General features: G+C 61.4%; 18 protein-coding genes and 1 tRNA gene. 12 read left to right on the top strand and 7 right to left on the bottom strand.

The features are described from left to right. Positions 1-31 precede the first annotated feature (31 nt). Entirely contained in the window at positions 32-1,297 is a 1,266-nt protein-coding gene (locus LLS1_RS00825) for a LysR family transcriptional regulator (RefSeq protein WP_226653175.1), read from the top strand. Between the two features lie 170 nt (positions 1,298-1,467). Here the strand turns inward: LLS1_RS00825 and LLS1_RS00820 are convergent, their stop codons facing one another. Further along, complete coding sequence (locus tag LLS1_RS00820) at positions 1,468-2,541, bottom strand: DUF3039 domain-containing protein (protein ID WP_226653174.1); 1,074 nt, start codon at positions 2,539-2,541, stop codon at positions 1,468-1,470. Between the two features lie 27 nt (positions 2,542-2,568). Then, entirely contained in the window at positions 2,569-2,964 is a 396-nt protein-coding gene (locus LLS1_RS00815) for a helix-turn-helix domain-containing protein (RefSeq protein ID WP_226653173.1), read from the bottom strand. Between the two features lie 219 nt (positions 2,965-3,183). On the opposite strand from LLS1_RS00815, the gene LLS1_RS00810 reads away from it, so the two are divergent. Both LLS1_RS00810 and LLS1_RS00805 read left to right on the top strand, forming a co-directional pair. Then, positions 3,184-4,206: an ImmA/IrrE family metallo-endopeptidase gene (locus tag LLS1_RS00810; protein WP_226653172.1), complete on the top strand. Its 1,023-nt coding sequence runs from the start codon at positions 3,184-3,186 to the stop codon at positions 4,204-4,206. Continuing rightward, positions 4,203-5,339, top strand: coding sequence for a hypothetical protein (locus LLS1_RS00805; RefSeq protein ID WP_226653171.1), 1,137 nt, complete (start codon positions 4,203-4,205; stop codon positions 5,337-5,339). Before LLS1_RS00810 ends, LLS1_RS00805 begins: the two co-directional genes overlap by 4 nt. Here the strand turns inward: LLS1_RS00805 and LLS1_RS00800 are convergent. The 3 genes from LLS1_RS00800 to LLS1_RS00790 all read right to left on the bottom strand — a co-directional run bounded on the left by LLS1_RS00800 (position 5,336) and on the right by LLS1_RS00790 (position 8,345). Next, on the bottom strand, positions 5,336-5,923 hold the full coding sequence (locus LLS1_RS00800) for a hypothetical protein (RefSeq protein ID WP_226653170.1): 588 nt from the start codon (positions 5,921-5,923) through the stop codon (positions 5,336-5,338). The two genes, LLS1_RS00805 and LLS1_RS00800, sit on opposite strands and share 4 nt — an antisense overlap. Before the next feature lie 455 nt (positions 5,924-6,378). After that, complete coding sequence (locus LLS1_RS00795) at positions 6,379-7,809, bottom strand: hypothetical protein (RefSeq protein ID WP_226653169.1); 1,431 nt, start codon at positions 7,807-7,809, stop codon at positions 6,379-6,381. A 239-nt stretch (positions 7,810-8,048) separates the two neighbouring features. After that, positions 8,049-8,345: a DUF4190 domain-containing protein gene (locus tag LLS1_RS00790; protein ID WP_226653168.1), complete on the bottom strand. Its 297-nt coding sequence runs from the start codon at positions 8,343-8,345 to the stop codon at positions 8,049-8,051. 307 nt (positions 8,346-8,652) lie between these two features. On the opposite strand from LLS1_RS00790, the gene LLS1_RS00785 reads away from it, so the two are divergent. Beyond that, positions 8,653-9,531, top strand: a complete 879-nt coding sequence (locus LLS1_RS00785) for a hypothetical protein (protein WP_226653167.1) — start codon at positions 8,653-8,655, stop codon at positions 9,529-9,531. Between the two features lie 554 nt (positions 9,532-10,085). Beyond that, entirely contained in the window at positions 10,086-11,027 is a 942-nt protein-coding gene (locus tag LLS1_RS00780) for a hypothetical protein (protein ID WP_226653166.1), read from the top strand. Positions 11,028-11,113: 86 nt separating this feature from the next. On the opposite strand, the gene LLS1_RS00775 is transcribed toward LLS1_RS00780, so the two are convergent. Further along, on the bottom strand, positions 11,114-11,329 hold the full coding sequence (locus LLS1_RS00775; protein WP_226653165.1) for a hypothetical protein: 216 nt from the start codon (positions 11,327-11,329) through the stop codon (positions 11,114-11,116). A gap of 252 nt (positions 11,330-11,581) precedes the next feature. On the opposite strand from LLS1_RS00775, the gene LLS1_RS00770 reads away from it, so the two are divergent. Then, positions 11,582-12,478, top strand: a complete 897-nt coding sequence (locus tag LLS1_RS00770; protein ID WP_226653164.1) for a DUF4238 domain-containing protein — start codon at positions 11,582-11,584, stop codon at positions 12,476-12,478. A gap of 623 nt (positions 12,479-13,101) precedes the next feature. Here LLS1_RS00770 and LLS1_RS00765 read toward each other — a convergent pair. Next, positions 13,102-15,651: a DEAD/DEAH box helicase gene (locus LLS1_RS00765; RefSeq protein ID WP_226653163.1), complete on the bottom strand. Its 2,550-nt coding sequence runs from the start codon at positions 15,649-15,651 to the stop codon at positions 13,102-13,104. Positions 15,652-15,869: 218 nt separating this feature from the next. On the opposite strand from LLS1_RS00765, the gene LLS1_RS00760 reads away from it, so the two are divergent. From LLS1_RS00760 to LLS1_RS00735, 6 genes are all read left to right on the top strand, one after another. After that, complete coding sequence (locus LLS1_RS00760; protein WP_226653162.1) at positions 15,870-17,450, top strand: type I restriction-modification system subunit M; 1,581 nt, start codon at positions 15,870-15,872, stop codon at positions 17,448-17,450. 244 nt (positions 17,451-17,694) lie between these two features. Then, positions 17,695-18,252 (top strand): hypothetical protein, encoded by a 558-nt coding sequence (locus tag LLS1_RS00755; protein ID WP_226653161.1) that lies wholly within the window; start codon positions 17,695-17,697, stop codon positions 18,250-18,252. Then, positions 18,249-19,499 carry a restriction endonuclease subunit S gene (locus tag LLS1_RS00750; protein ID WP_226653160.1) on the top strand — a complete coding sequence of 417 codons (1,251 nt, stop codon included), beginning with the start codon at positions 18,249-18,251 and terminating at the stop codon, positions 19,497-19,499. Before LLS1_RS00755 ends, LLS1_RS00750 begins: the two co-directional genes overlap by 4 nt. Continuing rightward, complete coding sequence (locus tag LLS1_RS00745) at positions 19,496-22,597, top strand: type I restriction endonuclease subunit R (RefSeq protein ID WP_226653159.1); 3,102 nt, start codon at positions 19,496-19,498, stop codon at positions 22,595-22,597. Before LLS1_RS00750 ends, LLS1_RS00745 begins: the two co-directional genes overlap by 4 nt. Positions 22,598-23,051: 454 nt before the next feature. Next, positions 23,052-24,119 carry a site-specific integrase gene (locus LLS1_RS00740; RefSeq protein ID WP_226653158.1) on the top strand — a complete coding sequence of 356 codons (1,068 nt, stop codon included), beginning with the start codon at positions 23,052-23,054 and terminating at the stop codon, positions 24,117-24,119. 37 nt (positions 24,120-24,156) lie between these two features. Next, positions 24,157-24,231, top strand: a tRNA-Arg gene (locus LLS1_RS00735). Positions 24,232-24,350 lie beyond the last annotated feature (119 nt).

Below are 24,350 nucleotides of genomic sequence, written 5' to 3'. Positions count from 1 at the left end.
CCTGCTTTGGACCGAATGGGTGGAGGCTTGCATGCCCGGCACGCGGGCCACCCAGCAGGTTGCCCAAGCACTCGCGGTCGCCGTCGTTATCGTCCGTTCCCCGCTCACCCACGCCGAAGCACGCAGCCTCCTGCACCAGGTGGGTTCACCCCGCCAAGCCAGCAATGTCCTCAAAACACTGCACACCTCAACCGATGGTCCACGGGTCCTTCAGCGAATCAGCCAACTGGCCGAATGGCTGGACGACACAACCGTTCCTATCGACTACGCACGCCGGCGCTCCCTCGACTACGCCACCTTGCTTTCACCCGACCAATGGCGCATCCTCTGCCGCCGAGCCGGAGTACGATCCGGCGGCACTCCACGCTGGCAAGTCGCCCACGCGAGCGTCCACACCCTGCTCACCGCGGGCGCCCCTCTCGCAAAATCGACCACGAACCCCAATGAACGCGCCAGCACAGCTGCGTCAATCGCCCGATTTCATAGCTCGGCCCCACCTATACTTCTCGATCTCCTCCACGGCCACGCCCAGCAATACCTCAAAGATGCCGGTATCTCAGAGCCCACCGTCTGGCATCCGCCCCTCCCACCCGAGTTCATCGACGGCGCCTCGAGCGCTCCCCTCTCCGCATCGACCGCATCCGCAGACAACAGCAACGTCTGGGCACCCACCCGGGCGACGGCCAGGGACATCCTCCCGACGGTCGTGGCGGACTACCTCTCGGGAAAGCCCCTTCGCCAAATCGCCGCAGAAACCGGCGTAAGCAAACAAACACTGTCCCGCCTGCTCCTCGATGGCGGTCACGCACTCCGCCGACCCGGCCGACCCCCAGCCCAAATCGAACCAGAATGGCTGCGCACCCGCTACCTGGAGGACAAACGCACCCTCAATGAACTCGCCGCCGAGACAAAGAGCAGCCCGAGTGCGATCAGCAACGCGCTGAAGGCGGCAGGAATCCCCGCTCGACCACCTGGCCCCGCAAGCCGACGCTCCGCTCTCCGACCCGACGACACCGTCCCCTCCAACAAACTGCTGCGCCGCGCTCTAACAGGAATCGGTGCACCACAGCGCGCAGCCCGATTCCTCGTCGTCGCCCGCCACCGGACCCTCGCCGACGCTGCCCGAGAAATCGGCTGCGCACCATCCACGCTCAGCACCCAGTTGACGCGCCTAGCGGCCGACACCGGCGCGACCCTCCTAACGCACGCCGAACGCGGACGAGCCCTTGAACTCACGCGCCAAGGACAAGCACTGCACCGAGCCCTGAAACGCTACTACACGGACAACCCCGCCTGAACCAAGGCCCGGGTCCGGCCGTCGACGACTCTCTTCGTGCCCCGCCGCCATAAATCACATACCGGACCCTTTTTCTATCGATCCGGCTTTAGAAAACGTTAGATTTCGCTAGAAGTCGAGTCTGCCTGAGGGTTCGAGACGGCTGGCAGTCGACTACATTGTCGCCGTTTCTAATCCGCGAGCGCGGCGTGCTTGTGCTTGCAAGTCGGGCAGATAGGCAGCGAGTCCGGATTCGCAGTCGGCACAAACCACTGGCCACAGAGGCCTCGCACGGGGTCACCGGAAATTGTCGCGTCAACGATGTGCCCCTTGGGCGCGTAGTGCGCCACGACCCCTAGCGCGAGCACGGACGCCGCGCGCTCCTCTGGAACCGCTCCAAACTCGACTGCGTTGTGAGCGGCAGCAAGATCCTCGGGCGCCACGATCGCAGACCAGATCTCACTCGCTCCCGCACCGGGCAATACACGCCAAGCATCAGCTACGGGCTCGATCACGCTACGTATAGCTTCCATGGCCGAAAGCATCAAGTTTGTCGCAGCATGGTCTTCAACAACGACCATGATGAAAACTTCCGCCAGTTCCTCGCCGGCCTCGTCGCTGATGCGCTCGAGTTCGAACGTGACATGCGCGAGTGGGGCATCCTGCGGAGCCGGACTGGGGTGCGGAATGTGCAGCATGCGCCGCTCGCCGCTCGTGTCAGCTTCAGCGAGGCACACGAGGGCAGCTAACCGCAGCTGCGCCGCCCACGCTTCCAGTCGGGTGCGCTTTGCCTCCACCGCCTGAACGCGCCTGTCTTCTTGCGCGGGAAGGTACGGGCCGGCACCGTGATGGTTGACCGCGGAGGTGAAGCTGACGTAGAAATCGCGCGCCTCCTTACCTGCACGGAGTCCTCCTGCGCATAACCAAGCCTCGTCGTCGCCCACTATGGCTGCGTCCGTCGCAGCACCACGCCACCGCGACGTCTTCTGCTTCCACCAGTGCGGATTGGTCAGGCCGCTAATACTTTCCCGATGAAGGGACGAGTCGCTACTTTCGAATGCCGCATAGAAGCTTTCAACGAGCGGGTGCCCGGCGAGAGCGGTTGTAGGGACCTCATCCAGCGCGAAGGCCACCTCACTGTCCTTCTCCGCGCTGATCGCCGCCGCACGCAACGCGAGAAACGCGCGCTGCTGTGCGACGTCGCGCCAATCGGACACGAGGTCCTCACAAAGGCATCGCAATGTGACCCGCCGAAGGTAACCCATCGGCTCAGAGTACCGAACAGCGCAGAACTACATCTCGTCGACGGACAACGCGCGCACCTGGCGCCTCTGCGCCGCCGTGCGCGCCATGCTACGACGAAGTTCCTCTGTCCGGTCGACATACTCGCGAAGATCAGCCATCGAGATGCGTCGGTCACGAGCGCCAACGACAGTGAACGGCAGTGCACCGGAATCGAGAACCTTGTAGAGGTGCGCCCGACTCACGCCGAGCACCTTCGCGGCCTGCGTCGGAGTCACACCATCATCAGCACCGGCGATGATCACATCGGTGCCAGACCGGAGCGTATTGATCACCGCATCAAGGGCTTCGCGGGCCTGGCCCTCAGGTAGGGTCCCCGCGAAGGCATCGATCGCATTAAGCGTTTCGGTATTCGTCGACGTTGCGGCAAGCGTGAGCGTAGGCATCAGTATCACCTGTCCATGTCCAATAAGTCAGGGGATTCACGCGCCAGCGCGATCCCCTAGATGTCACAAGTGTCACACGCACGAGAACTTGCGTCAAGTTCGGAGACCGGCCTAGGCGCGTTGTCAGGATTGGCTCACTCATCCCTGCGCCTCAAGCGGCAGCCCTATCTGTCAGATAGTTTAGGGACAGAATATTCCAGCCCATGCTATGATGGCCGCATGCCGAACGACAACGCCCGAGGTGACTTCTTGGAGGCATTGCGCCTTTCCCGCCGACTGACCCAGATGCAAGTCGCCGAGGCGATCGGCGTCTCGCAGGCGGCGCTGTCAAAGGCGGAGTCCGGCGCTGAGCTCGATGACGAGAAGTGGGTCCAGTTGGCCGATCTCTTAGGAGTTCCCGTCGAGGCATTTTTCAGAGTCACTTCCTCGGCAGCCCCTGCCCGCATATTCCATCGCAAACTCAAGTCGACACCCAAGACGTCACTTAATAAGATCGCCGCCGACCTTGCGTTGGTGCGGCTGCGTGTGAAGAACCTTCTTGGGCGGCAACCTACGACTCTCCACCGGCACGAACTGGAGGACGGGTTTGTTACCCCGCAGGAAGTCGCACAGCGTGTCCGTGACGAACTCCAGCTCGGTACCGACCCAATCGACGATCTCGTCGCTGTCCTCGAAGATGCGGGAGCCGTGGTCCTTCGCTGGCCGCTGGAGAGCATCCGCGTTGACGCCGTCGCCTCCTGGCAGGAGGACGAAATCCCGGTCATTCTGATTGGCGAGCACGTTCCGGCGGATCGACAGAGGTTCACGATGGCCCACGAGCTGGGCCACGCGGTGATGCACGAAACGGAGGCAACTCCGGAACAAGAGGGGGAGGCGGACGCATTCGCTGGCGAGTTCCTCCTGCCTGCCGCCCGCCTACTCAAGGATTGGCCGTCGCTGGTGACCTTTGAAGCGCTGATGAGCCTCAAGAGGAAGTGGGGTCTGTCTCTGTCTGCCCTCATCCGGCGCGGTCTCGACGCGGGCCTTCTTAGCGAGGCCGACTACCGGACCTGGAGTATCCGGCTCAGCACAACTGGCATGCACCGCCAAGAACCCGAGCCCTCGAGAAGGGAAAATCCCGTCGCGCTAGCCTCCGCCATCCAGAACTTCCTCAACGCCGGCGCGAGCGTCGAGGACTTAGCAAGCCGCGCCTACATGTACCCGCGCGAGTTCGAACTGACCTTCCTCCAGGAGATTTCATGATGTTCACCGTTGTCAACAACCCCAACACCGCTCCGAGCCAGGCGCTCGTTGCGCCTCGCCCGGTCGAATCCGGCAACGCCCGCGCGCTGCTCGCCAACCGGCAGTTCCATGTCTGCGGTGTGAACATGCGGGGGGAGGCGCCCCTCATCCAGGCAAGCGCGGGCGGAGCGTTCCTCGTCGGCGAGGAGGCATCGAAGTACGTCCTCCAGATTCGGCGGGCTAACCCGGGCCTGCCGCTCATCGTCGAGCCTCGCGCGCTTCGCAGGCACTGGGCGAGCGCGACGGAGCCCTTCCAGGGCGAGGGGACCGAGGGGGCGTTCCAGCTCGACCTCGACGCAGAACTTGACCGGCAGCGCATGAGCAGCGATCTCGCGATCACCCCGACCGGCCAGATCCGTAAGGGAGACTCTGCTGCTCTGAAGGCCGCACTCGCCGGCGCGAACGCGCTCGATCGCGAGGACGTGCTGTTCGCTCTGCCGACGTCCGCCGGATGGTTGAGCGATGAACTCCTCACTCGGCAGCTCATCGCCGTCATCAACCGCAGCCGTCATCCCGTCCTCCTTGCGTTCACGGACCCCACCAACCCGGTCGGCAGCATGTCCCGCGCCCGCGCCTACCGACGGATCTTCATGGAGGCGACTGTCCCGGTCGTCGCATACCGGGCTGATCTGGTTGGCTTCGACGCCCTCGCACACGGAGCACTCGCCTCCGCGATCGGCTCCTACCCGTCCTTGCGCCGTTTGACGCCCGTCGGCGGCCGCGGCTCGTCCATCGACCCGGAAGACATGTCGCCGCACATGCTCATCACCGACATGCTGCGATTCGTCCGCTCCACGCACATGCGTCGCGAGTGGTTCCCAAACGCTGCTTCCATCAAGTGCTTCTGCGTGATTTGCCGCGGGGATGACCTTGACCGCCTCCATGGCAGCGAAGAAGAACGACGCATCGGCCACAATCACAACGTGGTCGCCGTCGACAACCTCTTCTCGGGTTACCTTAACCTCGACGGCGCAGGACGGCGCGCGCTGTGGGCGAGGCAGACCGCCGGCGCCCTCGACACCTACCCGCAGCTTGAATCGCACATCGGGCGGAGCGTGAAGGTCGACAACCTTCTCACGGTCTGGGCGTCCTAGCCGGCCAGCTCGCGGAACTGCGCGTAGACGAGTTCAGCGAACCGCCAACGTGCCGACGACCACCTCACCGGGACGAACGGCGCTGGCGAGAGCAGCTGTTGGCCCTCGTCTGTGATAACGCCGATTCCATAATGCGCAGCCTCGGTAAGTTCGAAGGTGCTTGCCTTCGCAGGTGCCTGTACCGTCCGGGGTCCATAACCAGCCCAACGCTGTGCCGCCGAACAGCCTCGACGGAGGCTCGACGACACGATCTCAATACCTATGACGTTCGCCGCTGGATGCGCCCGACGTTGGGCCCACACCCCGCCTTCCGGGTCCTGGAGCACAGTTGCAAGAGGGGCGACGGATGACGTACTTAGAGCCTTCTCAAAGCGTGAATCGACCCTGACGAGGCGATCCTCCGGAACGCTAAGGAGCGCGGCGAGGAGGAACTCGTCTGCGACCGCCGCCATGCCGTTGTCTAGCCGGTATTCGTGTTCAACCCGATCGACCGCATACGTGACTGTCAGCTCGGCACCATCAAAGCTCCCTTGGTGACGGAAGATCATCTCCGATTCATGCGGAGTGTGGAGGGCTTCAAGCATCGGCGAGTGCCCGGATTGCGTCCCAAAAGGCATGGGTGACCCGCCGGTAACGAACAGGCTCCGTCCGGGCTTGACGCTTGAGACGCTCCATGAGTCCTACTCCTTCCAGGATGACCAAGATCCGCTGAACCGCGGACTGTCCGAGAGCTAGCCGCATCTGTAGAGTCTTCGAGTCCACAACTTCCTCACCGACACCGATTGCTCTAGCGACAGCGAGCATGTGGACGTTGTTGAACAGCAGTTTCGACTTCGCAGCGACCCTACCATCCATCCAGTGATTGTAACTCGTTACCTGAGTTACGCGTAACGCAAGCGTGCAAATGATCGGCGCTGAACGCCTAGGTCGATTCGGATCAGTAGCTCACCGCCTCCGGCGATGCCCCGGAACGTGGGTGCCCTCCGGATCTACTCCGTCAGCTGCGTGCGATGCGCGCGTCAAACAGCATGCGATGCCGTTACGCGACCGCGTCGGTTTCGGTGGGGTCGAGGAAGTCGAATCGCTTCCAAGCGTCGGCCAACAACGGATTCTTGCCGAGGTCGCCGAGCTCTTGCATGACATTGGCCAGCGCCCAGGTGCGTTTCTCCGGATCCGCAAGCGTCCGGCGCAGCAAGTCGACGGCCGCGGCTTCGTCGAGGCAGACGAAGTGCTCGAGCTCGCGTAGCGACACGACCTGGCTTGGCGTCTGGCTGGGCAGCCCGTATTCGGGCATGACCCCAGCGTTGCCGAGATAGAAGGGCTCCGCCGTAACCACCATGCCTACGATCGGGCGGTCGGCGGGGATGTGCCGGAAGGCTGGATCCCGCCCGGTGATCAGCTGTGCGGTCCGATCGATCTGCGTTCGAGCCTTCCCGATCGACCTGGACACGATCGTGCCCAGAGAAGAGTCAGCCGCTTTAGCCCCGAACGTCATTCGGGCGCTCTTGCACTCGACCAAAATAACGCAGGCGTCCGTCACCCAAATCCAGTCGACCGACTTGTCACCCTTGCCGTAGGTGATCTCCCCCTCCACGTGATCGCCGCCGATCAGCCGCAATTGCCGACCCACGTATCGCTCCACCCGGGCCCCGAGATTCTCCGCGAACGGGGCACCCCACTGCCGCATCCCGACGTAGTAGAGGTTGGTGGGGAAGATCGCACGCGACACCAGCAAGCTTTGCGGAGCCCACACCCCTCCACACCCAAGATCGATCAGGGGCTTTGCGACGAAGGGGTTGAATGCGTAGCGTTGTCGGTTCGATGCGACAACAGGTGCCTGCCCGCTGAGCTCCCGGGCACCCTCAACCGTGACGGTGAAGTACCTCATCAGAGCCTCGAGCTCGTGGCGTGGGGCGACCTTCGTGTAGATGTCCTGCGTATGCGGGGCGTCCAGTAGCGCCGCATCGATGTGCCCGCCGTTGTGCACTGCGAACCCATGGAGGACCAGTGCGGCGCGGGCCGCCTTCTCGAGCTCCATTCCGAACACGTCACCCCACGCGATGGGAGGACCCAGAGTCGAGTCGCCGAAGAGCGCCCACACTCGGGCAAGCTCCTCGAAATCCGACTCCCAATACCCGAACTGCTCGTAGACCAACGGGATCATAATGTCAGCGATGCTCGGATCGTCCTCGACATCGTAGGTCGCGTTGAACAGGTTGTAGAGCTTCGCGAAGTCGTTCTCAGTCGGTGTCCCACCGTGCCGGAACTCGTTCGAATACAGCACCGACTCCCTCGCCATCGCCGCCGCAGCCCACGGCCACCGTCCGTCGTTGCGATGCCCGCGGCCCGTAACCAACGGGTCCAGCCGTGCCGTATGAGCAGCCAACGCAGGCAGAAACGCAGACGGCGCGAACCGCCTCACCGCCTGACGAAACTGGGCGTAGTGAGGCGACGGTGGCTCGAACGACATGGGGTCATGCTAGGCAACACCCCCGACACAGGACACGCGGCTGCAGCTACCAACCCGAGCCATCCGCCAGGGGTCGTCAGAAATGTCCAAGCGGGCGCCCACCCGCGCCCATGGCTCGCTCGGGTGGCAACGCCCGTGCCTGTCGAGTTCGCCTAGACGGAACCTTGCGGCGTCGAGCCGATGATGGGCTGTCCGTCTTCATCGACGACGATCAGGCGGAGGAGCTTGCGGCGAGTGTTTCAGTGGAAGCGAGACACGATGAAGACGATCGCCCAGAACAGGAACCCCGCGGCTCCGATGATCATGCCGGCGAGGGCCAGGCCCTTCCCTCGGGCGCGACCCTGTGCCGCCGCCCGGAAGCCGCGGCCGGAGAGCGCAGCCCCCAGCGAGCCGATGAAGCCGAACACGAACAGGCTCAGACAGGAGATCACGAATCCCCAGATGGCCAGCTGGCTGAACGGCGGCCGCTGGACCGGCTGCGCAGCCGCCCCCTCCACGTTCGCCTGCTGACCCGCGACCAGCTCGCCCTCATCCACCGTGGCCCCCTCCTGCGACGCACCCTGTCGGCTCGCACGACTGTAGCGGGATGCGACGCACCTGCGTGGCCTGAGAGACCCAGGATGAGAGCACTCTCAGCACTGCGGCGCGTACGTCCGAGGTAGCGTCACGGGATATGGCGACCCTCTGGCATCGGCTGACGGCGTGGTGGAGGCGTGAACGCGCGTACGAGCCTCCGCCGGGACGACTCACAGCGGACCCGGCGAGGCGGCTCCCGAGCGGCGGGACGATCCAGCGTCTGCCAGGCGACGACGTCGAATCGGGCGCCCGAGCGGATGACCATCGGTGAGTTCGGAGGAGGGCACGACGGCGGCCGTCCCCGACCTGGCATTGCTCTTGGACGATGTCTGCTGGCACCAGCGCCGAGCGTCCCGGCAGACCGTTCTGGCCTTCGTCGCCTTGGGTGCGGGCATCGTGCCGATGATGCGCCTTGTCGTCGGGCTGCGTTCGTCGCCGACGGCGGAGGATCCCTGGGGTCCGATCGACGGGGTGGTCATCGTGGCAGGCTTGCTGCTCTGGTGCGCGGCCGCGGTCTCCTTCTCGAGCGCGCGACGGCATGCGCGCCTCGCGGCCGTTCTGGCGTCGTGCCAAGTCGTGGACCAGCGCGGTGCCCGGGTTCGCAACGCCTCGCTGGCGCGAATTCTCCGGCGCCAGGTGAAGAGTGGTGCGTGGCGGGTCATTCCGGTCGACGACCTCCTGGACCGGGATCGGTACTTTCAGCTGCTCATCGCCGCCCGTAACCGGCCAGGCAGCCGGCACGAACGAATCCAACGGTTCGGAGGACAGCTGGCCTCTCGCTACGCGCGGGCCGTGGTCATCAGGCGCCTGGCCCTGGGCGCGCTCATCGCGGTCGCGATCGGCGCAATGGTCCTGGGCGTTGTCGCGATCGTCGCAGGAGGCACAGGCCGGCACGCGCTGGTGACGACGGCCGTCGCCACCCTCTTCGCCGTGATCGCCGTGTCACCCGTGGTCGGTATCCTGCTGCGACGAAGTCCGGTCGGTCTCCTGCACCTGGCGGACCCGCTCTTCATGCGGTTGCGGGAACAGGATCCCCGACTCACCCGCGGCCAGGTGGCCGCGATGCTCAGGAAGCCACGGCTATACGACGTCTGGCTCGGCGTGCGGGTTCGGAGCGACGAGTCGAACGGTGATGGGTCAGCATGACCGCCTCTCCCCTCCCCATCAGCCTCCGTTTGGATCGAACCCATCCAAACGCACAAGACCGGTTTCGGCCGTCTTCACCTCGACGTAAAGGACGTATGACCGCCCGTCTGCACGCTCATTCGCCCAAGCAACGACCTCGTTGACCGACCTTGCGTCTGTGACACGCCACTCATCCGCGCGACCGGCCGGGCCGTGAAAGTACACACGGTACGCAGGATCCTCAACCTCCCACGACACATCTCGCGGATCGACACCCTCAGCTGCGACTGTCACCCGCGCCTCTTCTCGACCACCGGGATGCCGATCGGGCCCATCGAAATGTCCAAATGGACATGACGTGGACATTTTGCATGAGAAATGGACATTTGTAGCGGGAACCTACAGCTCGCGCCACCGATGTGAACGGCCACGCAATCTGTCGCCGCGAGGTCGGAGAACGACCGGCATGCCAAATAAACTGTCGCCGCCTTTGTCCAAATAACTTGTCGTGCCGTGCGTAACAGGGACAACTCCGGCGCTCAAGGACCCGCGGCCAGGGGCGCTAACGTGGCGTAATGGGGTATTGGCATGACGGCTCGCCGGAAACCAACGAGCGGCTGGAAGAGATTGCGGAACTCTACTTGTTGTGTCGGGATACGTTCCACGACGTCAGCAGTCAATTTCGGTGGCTTCCGCAGCCTGGTTCGCCAGCTGCAATCGACGCCGAAATGATGCCCTCGCCCGATCCTCTCCTTGAGGCTGCACCCGGAGAAACCGGTCATCGTCTAATCGTGGAAGTCGTCCAGACCTACCTGCTGACAGCGTCCGGTCATATGGGCGGGCTCGCAGCCCTCTACTCGAGCGGTGAGGTCTTCTTCTCTCCGCCGGCCCTCATTCGAGCAGTGATAGAGAACTGCGCTCATGCTCTCTGGGTACTCGGTGATGACTCCGATGAACCCCCCGAAAACCGACTGGCACGGGCATATGCGGAAGATCTGTTGAGCGCAGAAGAGGCGAAGAAGAACGCTGGCAGAATGCGGCTCAAGACCCACCCGACCTATGATGCGGCGAAGGAAACGTACACGGAGATCAAACGCCAAATTCAAACCCGGTTCCCGACGACGGACAACGTCGCTCTCGGCAAGCACATCGTAAACGGCCAAGCTTTGCTGGGGCCAGAGGCGACAGTGGCGTGGATGTACGACCTCACCGAGCGGTCCGGAGGGACAATCAGTGTCCGAGCCGGTATCGGCGTCTATGGGTTTCTCTCGAACCTAACCCATCCGACCCTTTACCCTGCGAGGCAGATGCGATCTTGGGTCGTCGATCCCGGGACCGGTTTCAATATCGCAAACCTGCGCCTCGACATGGACTTTGTTGAGAACCAAGCTAGGGCAGCACTCGCAGCCTTCTACAACGCACTGACCTATGTGACTTCATACTTTGGATGGTCGACAGCACCAATCGAAGCGCTTGCGACGAAGATTGAAGCCAGGATGCCCACCTTTTTTATCTAGCTGGAGCAGCTGTCCCCCGAAGGTAGTGTCGGTCGTCTGAAAGCATCAGCCCGAGAGGATGCACCTCTCGGACTGATGCCAACTCGCTACCTGGTCTTGAGCAGCCAGAGAAGCGTGATTCCGCTCGCGTAGACGACGGTCGCCACGGCGAAACCGCCGCCGAAGCCGCCGAACGTGTGCTGCTGGTGCAGGACGTATCCGACGCCGAAGCCGAGCACGAGGTAGCCGAGGGCTGCGGCCCCGAGGATGTCCAGGTTGTTGTGGACCAAGCGGATGAAGCGGATGAGGGTATCGAAGTTCACGGTATGCCTTTCTGTGCTGTGTGAACGGTTGGTTGGTTGCATTGCTTTGAAGGCGGCCTTCTCTACATCTATGCGCGGCATTGAGGCGCTGGCTGCGACTTGCTGCTTGTGCGGCCGCGTTCCCCTCTTGTATGCGGCCGCTCGTGGATCAGCTGTGCTGGTGTCACAGGTGCTCCCGCGGCGGCACCGACCACCCGGAGGGGCCGCCGTCCGCTTATGGCTCGGCTGACCGGGATTCGTCATACTGGCAACGTGTCGTCGCCCAGGAAGCATCACTTCGTGCCGCAAATGCTTCTACGGAATTTCAGGGGGCCCGACGGCAACCTGCGCGTGTTCGCGATTGATCGCGACGCGAGCTACATCTCTAAGACCGCGGGCGTTGGCCAGGTGAAGGGTGGGCACGACAGGATTGCGTTCGATGGCACTGTCGACCGCGAATTCCTTGAGCAGTGGATGTCGCGGCTCGAAGGCGCCGCAGCCGGAGAGATCGCCACGATTGTGACCTCGCGCGATCTGACGATTTCGCCTGACGAATTCCCAACCCTTCCCTGGCTAGCGAGCCTGCAGTTCAACCGCAGCAGAGCCCTCATGGGCTACCTCAAGACGCGGGTTCCAGCGGATGGCGGGACGGGAACGGACCTCGAAGTCCAGACGGCGATCCTGAATGTCACGGCATACCGCGTGCTTTCGGCGTGGGAGGCATCGAAAGAAGCACTGGGCGACCCGAAAGACCAGTGGGACCCTATGGTGAGTGTGCTGAGGAGTCTTCGATGGGATGTCATGCGCTACGAGCGACCACGTCTTCTCGTCTCAGATGGCTTTGCGGCGCAGTTTGGCGTCGCCGCGAAGCACGCTGACCGCTACGGCTCCACGGAAAAGAATTGGGCGAAGCACGGAGTTGGCGTCCCCCAACATCAGGCATCGGCATTCACGATCCCACTCACGCCTCAGGTAGCTATCCACCTTCACGCCGGTAGCGTGCGGAAGTACGTCTCCGCGCAGCAGGTGAACCAACGCACGATCTATGCCGCGCGTTCATTCGTGGCCATGCCAAGCGATTGGGTGCTTCCAGACCAGGCGCTAGGGGACGTTTCAGATTGGCTCAAGACCCAGCGCTTCGTACGCTCCATGATCGCTAGAAACGCGTAGGGTACGCGCGCACGATCGGATCTATGCGGGATTTCGCGTCCTAGCGATACTCGCCAGGGCCTCTGCCCCACAGATTGGAAACGGTCCTGTCGAGGAGCGTGCCCCAGAATCGAACGAGCAGCTAAGTGGCGTCCGTATCGTCATGCCTGCGTACCTGAGCTGGTCTGCGAAAGGCACAGCCCAATCCGCTACGCGGCTGTAGCGGTCACGCGCGTTTTTGGCTGACCTCATTAACCGCTCCATATCCAACGTTCGATTGCTCTAACGCAACCGATCGACCCTGTATCCGCCCTCACGGATCCAAGGAGTGTATGCGTCCGATCGGACACGATAGGACTGGGAACCTGCTCTCACCATCTGACCAGCAGGCGCCCCATCTAGCGGCCCTGGTGATTCGGGTTCGGTGTGAATCTCCACCGGCCCACCAAGCCAGGGATCCGCGGAGTCGTCATTGTTTGGGTCGACCCCATTGGGGTAGAACTCAACGACGTCAGATCGTTCGAGGTTTTCGAAGCTTCGGCGATGCCACCTCATGGTTGACATTCTGCCCACGCGGATAACGAGTAGTAGTCGGGCGCGCCGCCCGACGCAGATGGACCGTCGGGAGTTGCATCCCCCTTGGCTCAGGTTGATGGGAGCGGCGGTTGAGTCCAGCGGCTTTCGAACTGGCTGCCGAGAAATCCGAATTGTGCCAGGGCTGCCTTGACCTTGGACTCGTCCTTGAAAGCGGCGTCGACTGTGAGCGCCTGTGTCCAGTCTCGGGCCGCATCACGCAGTTCGGCCAGTTTCTCGAACGTTAGTACTCGGGCACCTTGGCGTGGAATCGCGTCCGCGAACGGCGTGCGCGAAGGGTGGATCAGTACTGGGGTAGCGGTGTATCGGGGCTCCGAGTACTCGCTGTCGAACCAGTCCACAGAATGCGATAGCTGCTCGAGTTCGCTTCGGCTGATGCGAGTGGACACTGCCTCACTCTTGCACTCGATGACCATGTAATGGTCATTTCCAGTTGCCCACAGGTTATCCGGGCCCACCCGGTAGTCATTGTCGGGACGGGCCGATCCGAAACCCAAGAGTTGCCCGAGCTCCTGCACGGCCTTCTCGAACGCTTTGTGCGTCCCGGGAACTGGCGCAGGGGTTAGGTCAGCGAGGACGGCTTCGACGTGGATCTCGAGGGACCGAGCATCGCTAAACGTGTGATCCAGGTACGCGGTAGCAAGCGCTGCTTGCTGACCCGCGAGCGTGAGCCTGGGGACCGTAACATCAAGCGCAGGATGAAGAATGAAGTTGTTGTCGATGAGCGCGCTGCGCTGAATATCCCTGGCTCTATTGGCGTCAACATGCTGCAGGTAAGAGGCGGCACGCTGTTTCAACCAACCACGCAGCCACGCATCGTCAACCTCATCGATGCCAGCGAGGAGACGCTCGCCGGCTTGTAGGAATCGCCCCATCGTTGCGAATTCGAACGCTTCTCGTTCGGCCAGGACGTACGCCGGAAGCGGTGCAGGCGGAGGGTACGGGAGCGCGTCGAGGACAGATTTCGCCGGCCCTGTCCATGCAGGATCCCGGTTCAGGAAGTCGCGGATCGCGTCATCGAACCGCGCCATCGGCTGACCTTTCAATGCAGGTTCGAGCTCACGTGAGAGTGCAATCTGCGCCCGAGTACCAGGACTGAGAACGTCAAGGTCTGCACGCAAATCAAGCCGCTGAACTAGGCGCGGGTCAAGCAGGATCACCGCAGAGAAATCCGTCGCCGAGCGAACACCTCGCCCCATTCCCTGTTCAATACGTTGGATCTGATTCGTACGGATCACGTCGGTGTCGCCCAGGGCCGCCGCTTCTACACGTTCCAACGGCGAGTATCGCTCTGGCAGACCATCGATAACCAGAATTCGGCATGCATTCCCGGGAAGGTCGACGCCGTCGTATTTGGCCACGAAAACCACCAGGCCGACGTGTCCGCTTTCAAGACGATCGACGCAGGCCGAGATTGTGTCGGCGCGGTGAATTTCGGTTGTGTACGGCTCCCACGATTTTGCGCGGAATCGTGACGGCACGATGACCACAACGTTGTACGAGCGCGCGAACGCCACCATCGACAGTTGCAGGTCGCTGATCGATACGGAACGGCTGGTCTGTAGCGGCGTCAGAATCATTCGGTCGCCAAGGTCCGACGCATCCGCGGGGGTCACGGGAGTCAAGGCCGTGGCGGGGTCGGCGCCGAGGCGCGACACCACGACCGAGTCATCTGCGAGTGTCGCGGTCATGTAAATCCGTCGTTGAGCACCAGTGAAGCTTGGGACAGCGTCCAGATAGGGTGTGGGCAGCGCGATCTCAAGTTCCGTGGGGGTAATGGCAACGTCACACAGCTCAAGATGGTCCTTCAGCAACGGCCACCGGAACTGATTCTCGTCGTCCGAGGCTTGACCGGCGAGGAGCGCTGCCGCGCGATCGAGCTTTGCCTGCCAGCTCCAGTACGGGATCGGAACCACAGCTGATCCGGCGCCCGCCCGGATCTCGTTCCACCCGGACAGAGACTGGTCTTTGATATCGTCCGCGAAAAGATCGCGAATCGCCCTGTACGTTTCACCTGCAGGGATGGTCATCGAGAACTGGTCCTCGACAAAGGGAATGCTGGAGTGAGCATCGTCGACCACAAGAGCGCCGAGCTGTAGCGGTCGGACCCCGGGCGCTCCACGGATACCGAAGCGGGAACGACCGTTGATGAGTTTGGCCACAGTGACGATCAGGATGCTTTCCGCACGGCGGAAGCCCGGGTCGTCAAACTCTGTGGTGGCCGGGACACCAAGCGCTTCGGCTGTGCGGACGACTTGCCGCTGCAGGTGACGATCAGGGACCAGGTAGACCGCGGGTCCAACTCCTTCATTGAGGGAGCTCAGCAGGATCAGAAGTCCGACGACTGTCTTACCGCTGCCGGTGTTCATTTTGAGAATGAGGTCGTGTTCGGTCCGGCGCTTGAACCACGCGTCCCACACTTCCGCCTGAATGTCTCTCGGCGCGACGAACCGATCTTCACGGTTCGGCAGAGCGCGGAACAGCCGCACCGGTTCGATGATCCGTTTTGTTGGTGACGAGGAACCGAGATTGTCGAATAGACCCATCGCTAGTTGCCCCGCCCATCCGCGCGCGTTCCCGCCTGAAACGATTGCCAGCATGTCGGTTGAACACGTCCGGGCGCAAGCCCACGATCGTGGGCCACGCCGATCATCACGCGTCACCGTCTGTTGCTCGGATCGAACACGGCCCCGTGGCAGGGTAGTCGCCACTCGCGAGCTGCGTGGCGCAGGGTTCGAGGTCTGCGCTCCCTAGTACGGTGAGGGAGACCAATCGAACAAAGCAAGATGACACACGTCGTTGCGCAGGAGAACAAAGCATGGCACCCACGACGAAGGAAGCGCAGCGCGCTGAACTCCATAGGACAATCTGGCGCATCGCAAACGACCTTCGCGGTTCCGTCGACGGGTGGGACTTCAAAAGCTATGTTTTGGGCATTCTCTTCTACAGGTTCATCTCGGAGAACCTCGCGAACTACATCAATGAGGGCGAACGCAAGGCTGGTGACGAGAGCTTCGACTACGTCAAGCTGAGCGACGAAAACGCAGAGTTCGGTCGAAAGGAGACGGTCGCAGAGAAGGGCTTCTACATCCTCCCGAGCGAGCTCTTCGTCAACGTCCGTGAAGGCGCCGCCGATGATGAGAACCTTAATGAGACGCTCGAGCGGATCTTCGGCAACATCGAGGGTTCGGCGATGGGTACGGACTCGGAAGACGACCTTAAAGGCCTATTCGACGACCTTGACGTTAACAGCGCCAAGCTTGGAAATACCGTTGCTCGACGCAACGAGAAGCTGGTAAAACTGCTCAACGCTATTGGCGACCTCAACCTCGGCGACTTCGACAGTCACGCCATAGATACCTTCGGTGACGCGTACGAGTATCTAATGCAGATGTACGCGGCGAACGCCGGCAAATCCGGTGGCGAGTATTACACGCCTCAGGAAGTGTCGGAGCTGCTCGCGCGCATCACGGTCGTAGGCAAGAAGTCGGTGAATAAGGTTTACGACCCCGCCGTCGGCTCGGGCTCACTGCTGCTTAAGTTCGCCAAGGTGCTAGGTAAGGAGAACGTCCGCCAGGGCTTCTACGGCCAGGAGATCAACCTCACAACCTACAACCTCGCCCGCATCAACATGTTCCTGCACGACGTGAACTACGAGAAGTTCAACCTCGCGCATGGTGACACCCTCGTCGAGCCGGCGCACTGGGATGACGAGCCGTTTGAGGCAATCGTCTCGAACCCCCCTTACTCGATCAACTGGGAGGGGGATGCCAACCCGCTCCTTATCAACGATCCACGCTTCGCGCCCGCCGGCGTCCTGGCACCAAAGAGCAAGGCAGATCTTGCATTCACCATGCACATCCTCAGTTGGCTCGCCGTTGACGGGACAGCCGCCATCGTTGAGTTTCCTGGCGTCATGTACCGGAGCGGCGCCGAGCAGAAGATCCGCAAGTACCTCATCGAGAACAACTACGTCGATGCAGTGATCCAGCTGCCACCAGACCTCTTCTTCGGCACAACGATCGCTACCTGCATCCTCGTGCTCAAGAAGTCGAAGAAGGACAACTCTGTCCTGTTTATCGATGCGACCGATGAGGTGACTCGCCCCGGCAACAAGAACAAGCTCAGCACGGCTAACCAGAAAGCGATCCTCGATGCGTTCGTAGCGCGTGAAGACGTGGATCACTTCGCCAAGGTTGTCTCGAATGCCGATCTCGCGGCCAACAGCTACAACATCTCAGTGACTTCGTACGTCGAGGGCAAAGACACCCGCGAGGAAGTCGACATTCAAAGCCTCAACGCGGAACTCATCCAGATCACTAGTCGCCAAGGTGAGCTTCGGGCGGCCATCGATGAGATCGTCGCTCATCTGGAAGCGAGCGGAAATGCTGCTGTCTGATCTGCTCTCCGCGGCGCCCGAGCGTGCGGAGTCGCGGGTCGATCGCTTCCTCTTCGGTGACCGCCCGCTTGGCTGGGGGCGGACTACGACGATTCGGGCCGGTCAGGTAGCGCTTAACTTCCGATGCAGAAGCTGTGCAGGGACCCGAACGTTTCTTTCAAGTGCCCGGCTTTCTTGTTTGGTGGTCGGAGAGAGGCTACTCAGCATCGACGTCACTCTCAGGTGCTCGAGCTGTGCGAGCACTGTGGAGGCGTGGTTTCTCGTCGCTGCCGAAGATGACTTCTACTCCTCTGCACCACTCGTTCGCGTCGAGCGCTATACCGAGAACCTGCACGACCGGGCAGACCGAGTCCAGTCAGACACGGGGCCCTTCGCCGATCTTCTGACGCGTGCCCAGATGGCCTTCGAACTCGGCCTGGGCGCCGGCTCGATGATTTACCTCCGCAAGATATTCGAGTTGGTGACTCATCAGGTTGCCGACATCGCGGAAGTTCCGATCCACACCGCAAGGGGCAAGCGCCGGCCCTTCAAAGACGTGCTTCAGGAGGTTAACCAGAAGCGCAACATCATTCCGCTTCGCTTCTCGGGCAGCGGTTACAAGCTTTTTGGCGAACTGAGTGACGTCATCCATGGGCAATCCGACGAGGAAGTGGCCCTGGCCAAGTACGCGCCATGTCGACAGCTGGTGCTTGGTGTCGTCGATCAGGTCAACAAGGACAACGAGTACGCCAAGGCGATCGAGGCGCTCGGGTGGGCCGTTGATGACATCGGGCAGATCGCGTCTGAGGGAGTCACGTCATGAGCGAGGTCGAGGAACTGATCCGTCAGCTCGCGCCGAATGGCGTGAGATTCAAGGCCATCGGAGACGTGACCGCAAAAGGATCGAACATCAGATGGTCGGACACCGGTGACAGGGCGTTCCAGTACATCGATCTCTCGTCGGTCGACCGTGTCACACACAGGATCGGCGACACCGACGTTGTCACAGCGAAGGATGCCCCCAGTCGCGCGAGGCAGATCGTGCTTCGCGGGGATGTGATTTTTGCGACGACGCGGCCCGCGCAGATGCGCTGGGCGGTGATCCCATCAGAGTACGACGGGCAGATTGCCAGTACCGGCTACTGTGTGCTCCGTCCGAACACGTCTGAGGTGCTGACGAACTTCTTGGCCCACATTCTCGGCACGGATACGTTTCGCCGCTACATAGAAGCGAACCAGGTTCCCGGCAATTATCCGTCCATTTCGGACGCCGCCATTCGTGCCTATCGGATTCCCGTTCCGCACCTCGAAATACAGCGGGAGGTAGTCAGGATCCTGGATAAATTCAGTTCACAGGAGGAGTCGCTTGCAGCAGAGTTACGCCGTGAGCTCGACGTCCGTCGTCTCCAGTTCGCGCACTACCGTGACTCCCTCCTGACAGGGCCGGCAACGGACAGAGAAAATTGGACGCCTGTGGGTAAGCTTTACGATCCGTCTTCCGGTCTTTCGAAGAGCGGCGATCAGTTCGGCTTTGGCCATCCGTTTCTCTCCTTCAAGACGGTCTTCAACAACGCCGTTGTTCCCTCTGAGCTGCCTGATCTCGTCAACTCGACAGAAGCCGAGCAAGCTCGCTACTCGATCAAGGCCGGCGATGTCTTCGTTACCCGGACAAGTGAAGACCTCGAAGGCCTTGGTACTAGTTGCGCCGCGCTCCGGGACTATCCGACGGCGACCTTCAACGGGTTTACAAAGCGGTTGCGCCCTAAAGTGAAGGGCATCATCGATCCGCAGTTTGCCGCGTATTTTTTCCGCTCTGAGCTCTTCAGAACGCAGATTGCGCGGATGGCCATCCTCTCTACGCGGGTCAGCCTGAACGATGACATTCTCTCGCGAGTCCTCATTCCGGTTCACCCAATTGAGGATCAAGAGGCTATCGTCGCCACCCTTGGCGAGCTCGATACACTCAACGCCGAACTTTGCAGCGGTGTTCATCGTGAAATCGTCGGCCGCCGCACCCAGCGCGAGTACTACCGTGACCGCCTGCTTACGTTCGAGGAGCTTGCGTCATGAGTGATACCCGTCCTCGTCAGTACGCCCCGATCGCGCTCAGCGCCGATAGCACGGTCGTTGCCGAGTATGTTGCCGATGGGGGCGATTCGACTGCTTACCAGTCCGAAGCCGAGTTAGAAAAGGAATTCATCAAGCTCCTGCAGTCACAGGCATACGAATACCTTCCGATCACCAGCGAGGAGCAGCTCGTCGCGAACCTGCGGACGCAGCTCGAGGCGCTCAATCGCACCACGTTCAGCGAGACCGAGTGGGAGCAGTTCTTCACGACAAAGATCGCTGCCGCCAACGACGGCATAGCGGAAAAGACCGTCCGCATCCAAGATGACCACATTCAGACCTTGAAGCGTGACGATGGTACGACGAAGAACATCAGTCTCATCGACAAGAAAAGCGTCCATAACAATCGCTTGCAGGTGATCAACCAATATGAGCTTGCTGCTCATGAGGGTGGCGCTAAGTACGGCAACCGGTACGACGTCACGGTCCTCGTCAACGGGCTCCCGATGGTGCACATCGAGCTCAAGCGCCGCGGCGTTGACATTCGAGAAGCCTTCAATCAGATCGACCGGTACCAGCGCGACAGCCTATGGGCCGGCTCGGGCCTGTTCGAGTACGTTCAGCTCTTCGTCATCAGCAACGGCACGCTGACCAAGTACTACAGCAACACCACGCGGCGTCAGCATGTTGAGGATCTGAAGGGTAAGAAGCGGACGCGCAAGACGAGCAACTCGTTCGAGTTCACCTCTTGGTGGGCCGACGCCCTGAACCAGCCAATTCAGGACCTCTCGGCGTTCGCCAAGACCTTCTTCGCCCGCCACACTCTTCTGAACATCCTCACCAAGTACTGCGTGCTCACCGCCGATCGCATGCTGCTCGTGATGCGCCCGTATCAGATCGTCGCCGCGGAGCGGATCCTCAACCGCGTCGAGACCTCTGCCAACTACCAGCAGCTCGGCACGCTCAAGGCCGGCGGCTACGTCTGGCACACGACCGGTTCAGGCAAGACGCTAACGAGCTTCAAGGCTGCCCAGCTGGCCAGTCGGATACCTAGCGTCGAAAAGGTACTTTTCGTCGTCGACCGCAAGGATCTCGACTACCAGACAATGCGTGAGTACGACCGCTTCGAGAAGGGTGCTGCCAACTCGAACACCTCAACCGCGGTGCTCAAGAAGCAGCTCGAGGACCCGAACGCACGAATCATCATCACAACGATCCAGAAGCTCGCGACCTTCGTCAGTGCGCCGGCTAACAAAGGTCACGTCATCTTCGACGGTCACGTCGTGCTCATCTTCGATGAATGCCATCGCTCTCAGTTCGGTGACATGCACACGGCGATCACCAAGTCGTTCAAGCGATACAACCTATTCGGATTCACGGGCACTCCGATATTCGCTATCAATGCGGGCGCGAGCGGTAACCCAAAGCTGCGCACGACCGCCCAAGCCTTCGGCTGCTTCCTGCACGGAAACCCCAAGAACTGCCCGCCCGAGAGCCACCAAATGGCGATCCACGCGTACACGATCGTCGACGCCATCAGCGACAAGAACGTCTTGCCGTTCCGTATCGACTACGTCAACACGGTCCAGGTGGGCGCAGTCACTGATGCTCAGGTATCTGCGATTGACACTGAGAGGGCGCTCCTCGCGCACGAACGCCTCAGCAAAGTCGTGGACTACACGCTGGAGCATTTCGATCAAAAGACCCGCCGCGGAGAGCACTACACGCTGGGGGAGCGTCGAGTCCACGGCTTCAATGCGCTGTTCGCGACTGCATCGATCGAGGCTGCCAGGAGCTATTACATTCGTTTCCAGGAACAGCAGGCGGACCTGACGCCGGAGCGAAGGCTCAAGATCGGCATCATCTACTCCTACGCTGCCAATGAAGCGGTCGACGACAACTACCTCGACGACGAGGGCTTCGAGACGGCCAACCTTGACCCGTCGTCACGTGACTTCCTTGAGGCCGCGATCCAGGACTACAACGCGATGTTCAACACGAGCTTCGACACCTCGTCAGACAAGTTCCAGAACTACTACAAGGATCTGTCGCTGCGACTGAAGAACCGGGAACTCGACCTCGCCATCGTGGTCAATATGTTCCTGACCGGCTTCGACGCCACCACACTGAACACGCTCTTCGTCGACAAGCGGCTGGTTAATCACGGACTCATCCAGGCCTTCTCACGGACCAACCGCATCCTCAACTCGGTCAAGACTTACGGCAATATCGTCAGCTTTCGCGACCTCGAAGAGGAAACCAACGAGGCCATTGCCCTCTTCGGCAACAAGGATGCCAAAGGGATAGTGCTTCTAAAGCCGTACGCCGAGTACTACGACACATATTCAGAGAAGGTGCACGAGCTGCTCGCTCATTTCCCGCTCGGACACCCGATCGTTGGCGAATCAGCACAGAAGACCTTCATCGCGCTGTTCGGTCAGATCCTGCGCTTGCAAAACATCCTGAGCTCGTTCGACGACTTCGTCGGAAATGAGATCCTGACCGACCGGCAAGGGCAGGACTATCGCAGCGTGTATCTCGATCTGTACGCCGAGTTCCGGAAGGGCAAGGACGGCGTCAAGGAGTCGATCGTCGATGACGTCGTCTTCGAGATTGAGCTGATCAAGCAGGTTGAGATAAACGTCGACTATATTCTGATGCTCGTTCAGAAGTATCGGGAGGCAAAGGGTGACGGCGAAGACCGCGAAATTCGCGCGAACATCTCGCATGCCATCGACGCCAGCCCGAGCTTACGCAACAAGAAGGACCTAGTAGAGAACTTCGTCGATTCAATCTCTGCCAATGGCGACATAGACGAGCAGTGGACCGCTTACGTCGCTGCCCGGCGCGCCGCAGAGCTAGACGCCATCATCGAGGACGAAAACCTTCGGCCTGACGAGACGCGCGCGTTCATAGCAACGGCCTTCCGTGACGGTGAGGTGAAGATTACCGGTACGGAGATCACGAAGGTGTTGCCGCCAGTCTCGAGGTTCGCGCCCGGCGGTGGCCACGCAGAAAAGAAACAACGTGTTCTCGACAAGCTTGGCGTCTTTTTCGAGCGGTTCTTTGGGTTGGGTGGCAGCGAGGAACAAGACCGATGAGCCTTCGGGACGCTCGACGCGACTGGCCATGGCTTCTCTGGGACTGTCCCGTCCTGGCGCCGAGCGCCTTCCACGCAAAAGCCCCTAGCGGCAGCGGTAAGTCACAAGGGGCGGCGTGGAGGCCCGCCGTCTGCGACGGCGAGCACCGATAGTCTCCAAACCCACCACCCACCAAGGTCTATCGGACCTCTCGGCGGTTCATCGCGACGCAGACTCAGTCCTTCACGACGTATGCCAGGACGCGGTGTCGTTCGCCGTCCGCGGACGACTCCGTCCTTCGCGATCGTCTTGCCGTCGAAGGGGACAAATGTCACCCTCCCGCACCCAAGCCGTGTCGGAGAACAATTCAGCCATGGGGAGCGTTAGCGCATACGAGGCCGCCAGAGGCCGACGGTACCGTGCTCGGTGGCGCGACGAGTCCGGGCGCCAGCATGAGAGACGCGGATTTCCAACGATGCGGGAGGCGCGAGCCTACGTCGTCGATGCCGAGGCTTGGTCCGTTGTCCGGAAGGGACGCCTTCCGGAAGAAGCGCGAATAACGATTCTCGAGCTCGCGGCGGACTGGTTAGCGAACAAGGAGCAAGCTCTCAAACCGTCGAGTTTCGCGCCGATCCGGACCGCGTGGCGCGTCTATGTCGCACCACGCTGGGCCTCCACTCCGATCGGCGAGGTTAGACCGTCCGCCGTAGAGAACTGGATCCGTGAGCTGGGCCAGGGCGTGGCTGTAACTGATCGAGTACGCAGCAGCTACGCGGGAAAGCCTCGGTCGGCGAGCGTCGTGTTTCGCAGCGTGGGCATCCTCGCCGGCATTCTCGACGTTGCCGTTCGCGACGGCCGAATCAGATCGAATCCTGCCCGAGCCGTCACAAATATGCCACGACGAGACGTCGCTGTGCGGCGACCGTATCTGACGGACGAACAAGTTTTTCGATTTGCACGCTGTGTTGCGGACCGTCAGCGCAGCACCTTGATCTTGACGCTCGCGTACACAGGAGTCCGGTGGGGCGAAGCCATTGCACTTACCGTCCGCGACGTTGATCTTATGGGCCGCCGATTGCGAATTAGCCGGGCTGCCACCGAGGTGAACGGTCAGATAATCGTCGGCACGCCAAAGAGCTGGCAAGCGCGCTGGGTGCCGTTCCCCGCCTTCCTCGACGCGGGTCTGGCGGAGTTAGCCACCGGTAAGAATCTCTCGGATCTCATCTTCCCGAACTCGAAGGGCGGATTCCTGCATCGTCCGGACACCGCACAGGGCCGACAATCATGGTGGTTGAAGGCGTCGCGTGAAGCCGGGGTTGGTCACGTGACACCGCACGCCCTGAAACACACAGCCGCTAGTTTGGCGGTCAGCGCCGGCGCGAACGTGAAGGCATTGCAACGAATACTCGGGCATAAGTCGGCCGCAATGACGCTAGACACCTATGCCGACTTGTTCGAAGAGGACCTCAGCGACGTCGCGAATCGCTTGAACGAACGAGTTCTCACAAATCTCGGACCCGATTGGCTCGGCCGGGATTCTTAGGAGCCGTGTTGGCCTCCCCGATATACTCATACGGCCAGCCTCTGTAGCTCAATGGAAGAGCAGTTCCGTCCTAAGGAAACGGTTGGGGGTTCGAGTCCCTTCAGGGGCACCATGCGATGATGCGGGACCTGGAAGCAGAGTCAGGTCAATTGCGGCAGCACCAAAACGCGAGCACCAACGGGTCGACCGGCTCACGAAGATGCACAAGCCTGGTCGTGAGCCCGGTGACCC

Source organism: Leifsonia sp. LS1 (assembly GCF_020521355.1).
GTDB lineage: Bacteria > Actinomycetota > Actinomycetes > Actinomycetales > Microbacteriaceae > Leifsonia.
Note: the sequence above shows the minus strand (reverse complement) of the source record. Positions and strands in the feature narration are given on the sequence as shown.

Bases quoted from the DNA above. Each gene is read 5' to 3' on its own strand.
- LLS1_RS00825 (WP_226653175.1), top strand. From the start codon at position 32: ATGCCCGGCACGCGGGCCACCCAGCAGGTTGCCCAAGCACTCGCGGTC.
- LLS1_RS00820 (WP_226653174.1), bottom strand. From the start codon at position 2,541: ATGGGTTACCTTCGGCGGGTCACATTGCGATGCCTTTGTGAGGACCTC.
- LLS1_RS00815 (WP_226653173.1), bottom strand. From the start codon at position 2,964: ATGCCTACGCTCACGCTTGCCGCAACGTCGACGAATACCGAAACGCTT.
- LLS1_RS00810 (WP_226653172.1), top strand. From the start codon at position 3,184: ATGCCGAACGACAACGCCCGAGGTGACTTCTTGGAGGCATTGCGCCTT.
- LLS1_RS00805 (WP_226653171.1), top strand. From the start codon at position 4,203: ATGATGTTCACCGTTGTCAACAACCCCAACACCGCTCCGAGCCAGGCG.
- LLS1_RS00800 (WP_226653170.1), bottom strand. From the start codon at position 5,923: ATGCTTGAAGCCCTCCACACTCCGCATGAATCGGAGATGATCTTCCGT.
- LLS1_RS00795 (WP_226653169.1), bottom strand. From the start codon at position 7,809: ATGTCGTTCGAGCCACCGTCGCCTCACTACGCCCAGTTTCGTCAGGCG.
- LLS1_RS00780 (WP_226653166.1), top strand. From the start codon at position 10,086: ATGGGGTATTGGCATGACGGCTCGCCGGAAACCAACGAGCGGCTGGAA.
- LLS1_RS00765 (WP_226653163.1), bottom strand. From the start codon at position 15,651: ATGCTGGCAATCGTTTCAGGCGGGAACGCGCGCGGATGGGCGGGGCAA.
- LLS1_RS00760 (WP_226653162.1), top strand. From the start codon at position 15,870: ATGGCACCCACGACGAAGGAAGCGCAGCGCGCTGAACTCCATAGGACA.
- LLS1_RS00750 (WP_226653160.1), top strand. From the start codon at position 18,249: ATGAGCGAGGTCGAGGAACTGATCCGTCAGCTCGCGCCGAATGGCGTG.
- LLS1_RS00745 (WP_226653159.1), top strand. From the start codon at position 19,496: ATGAGTGATACCCGTCCTCGTCAGTACGCCCCGATCGCGCTCAGCGCC.
- LLS1_RS00740 (WP_226653158.1), top strand. From the start codon at position 23,052: ATGCGGGAGGCGCGAGCCTACGTCGTCGATGCCGAGGCTTGGTCCGTT.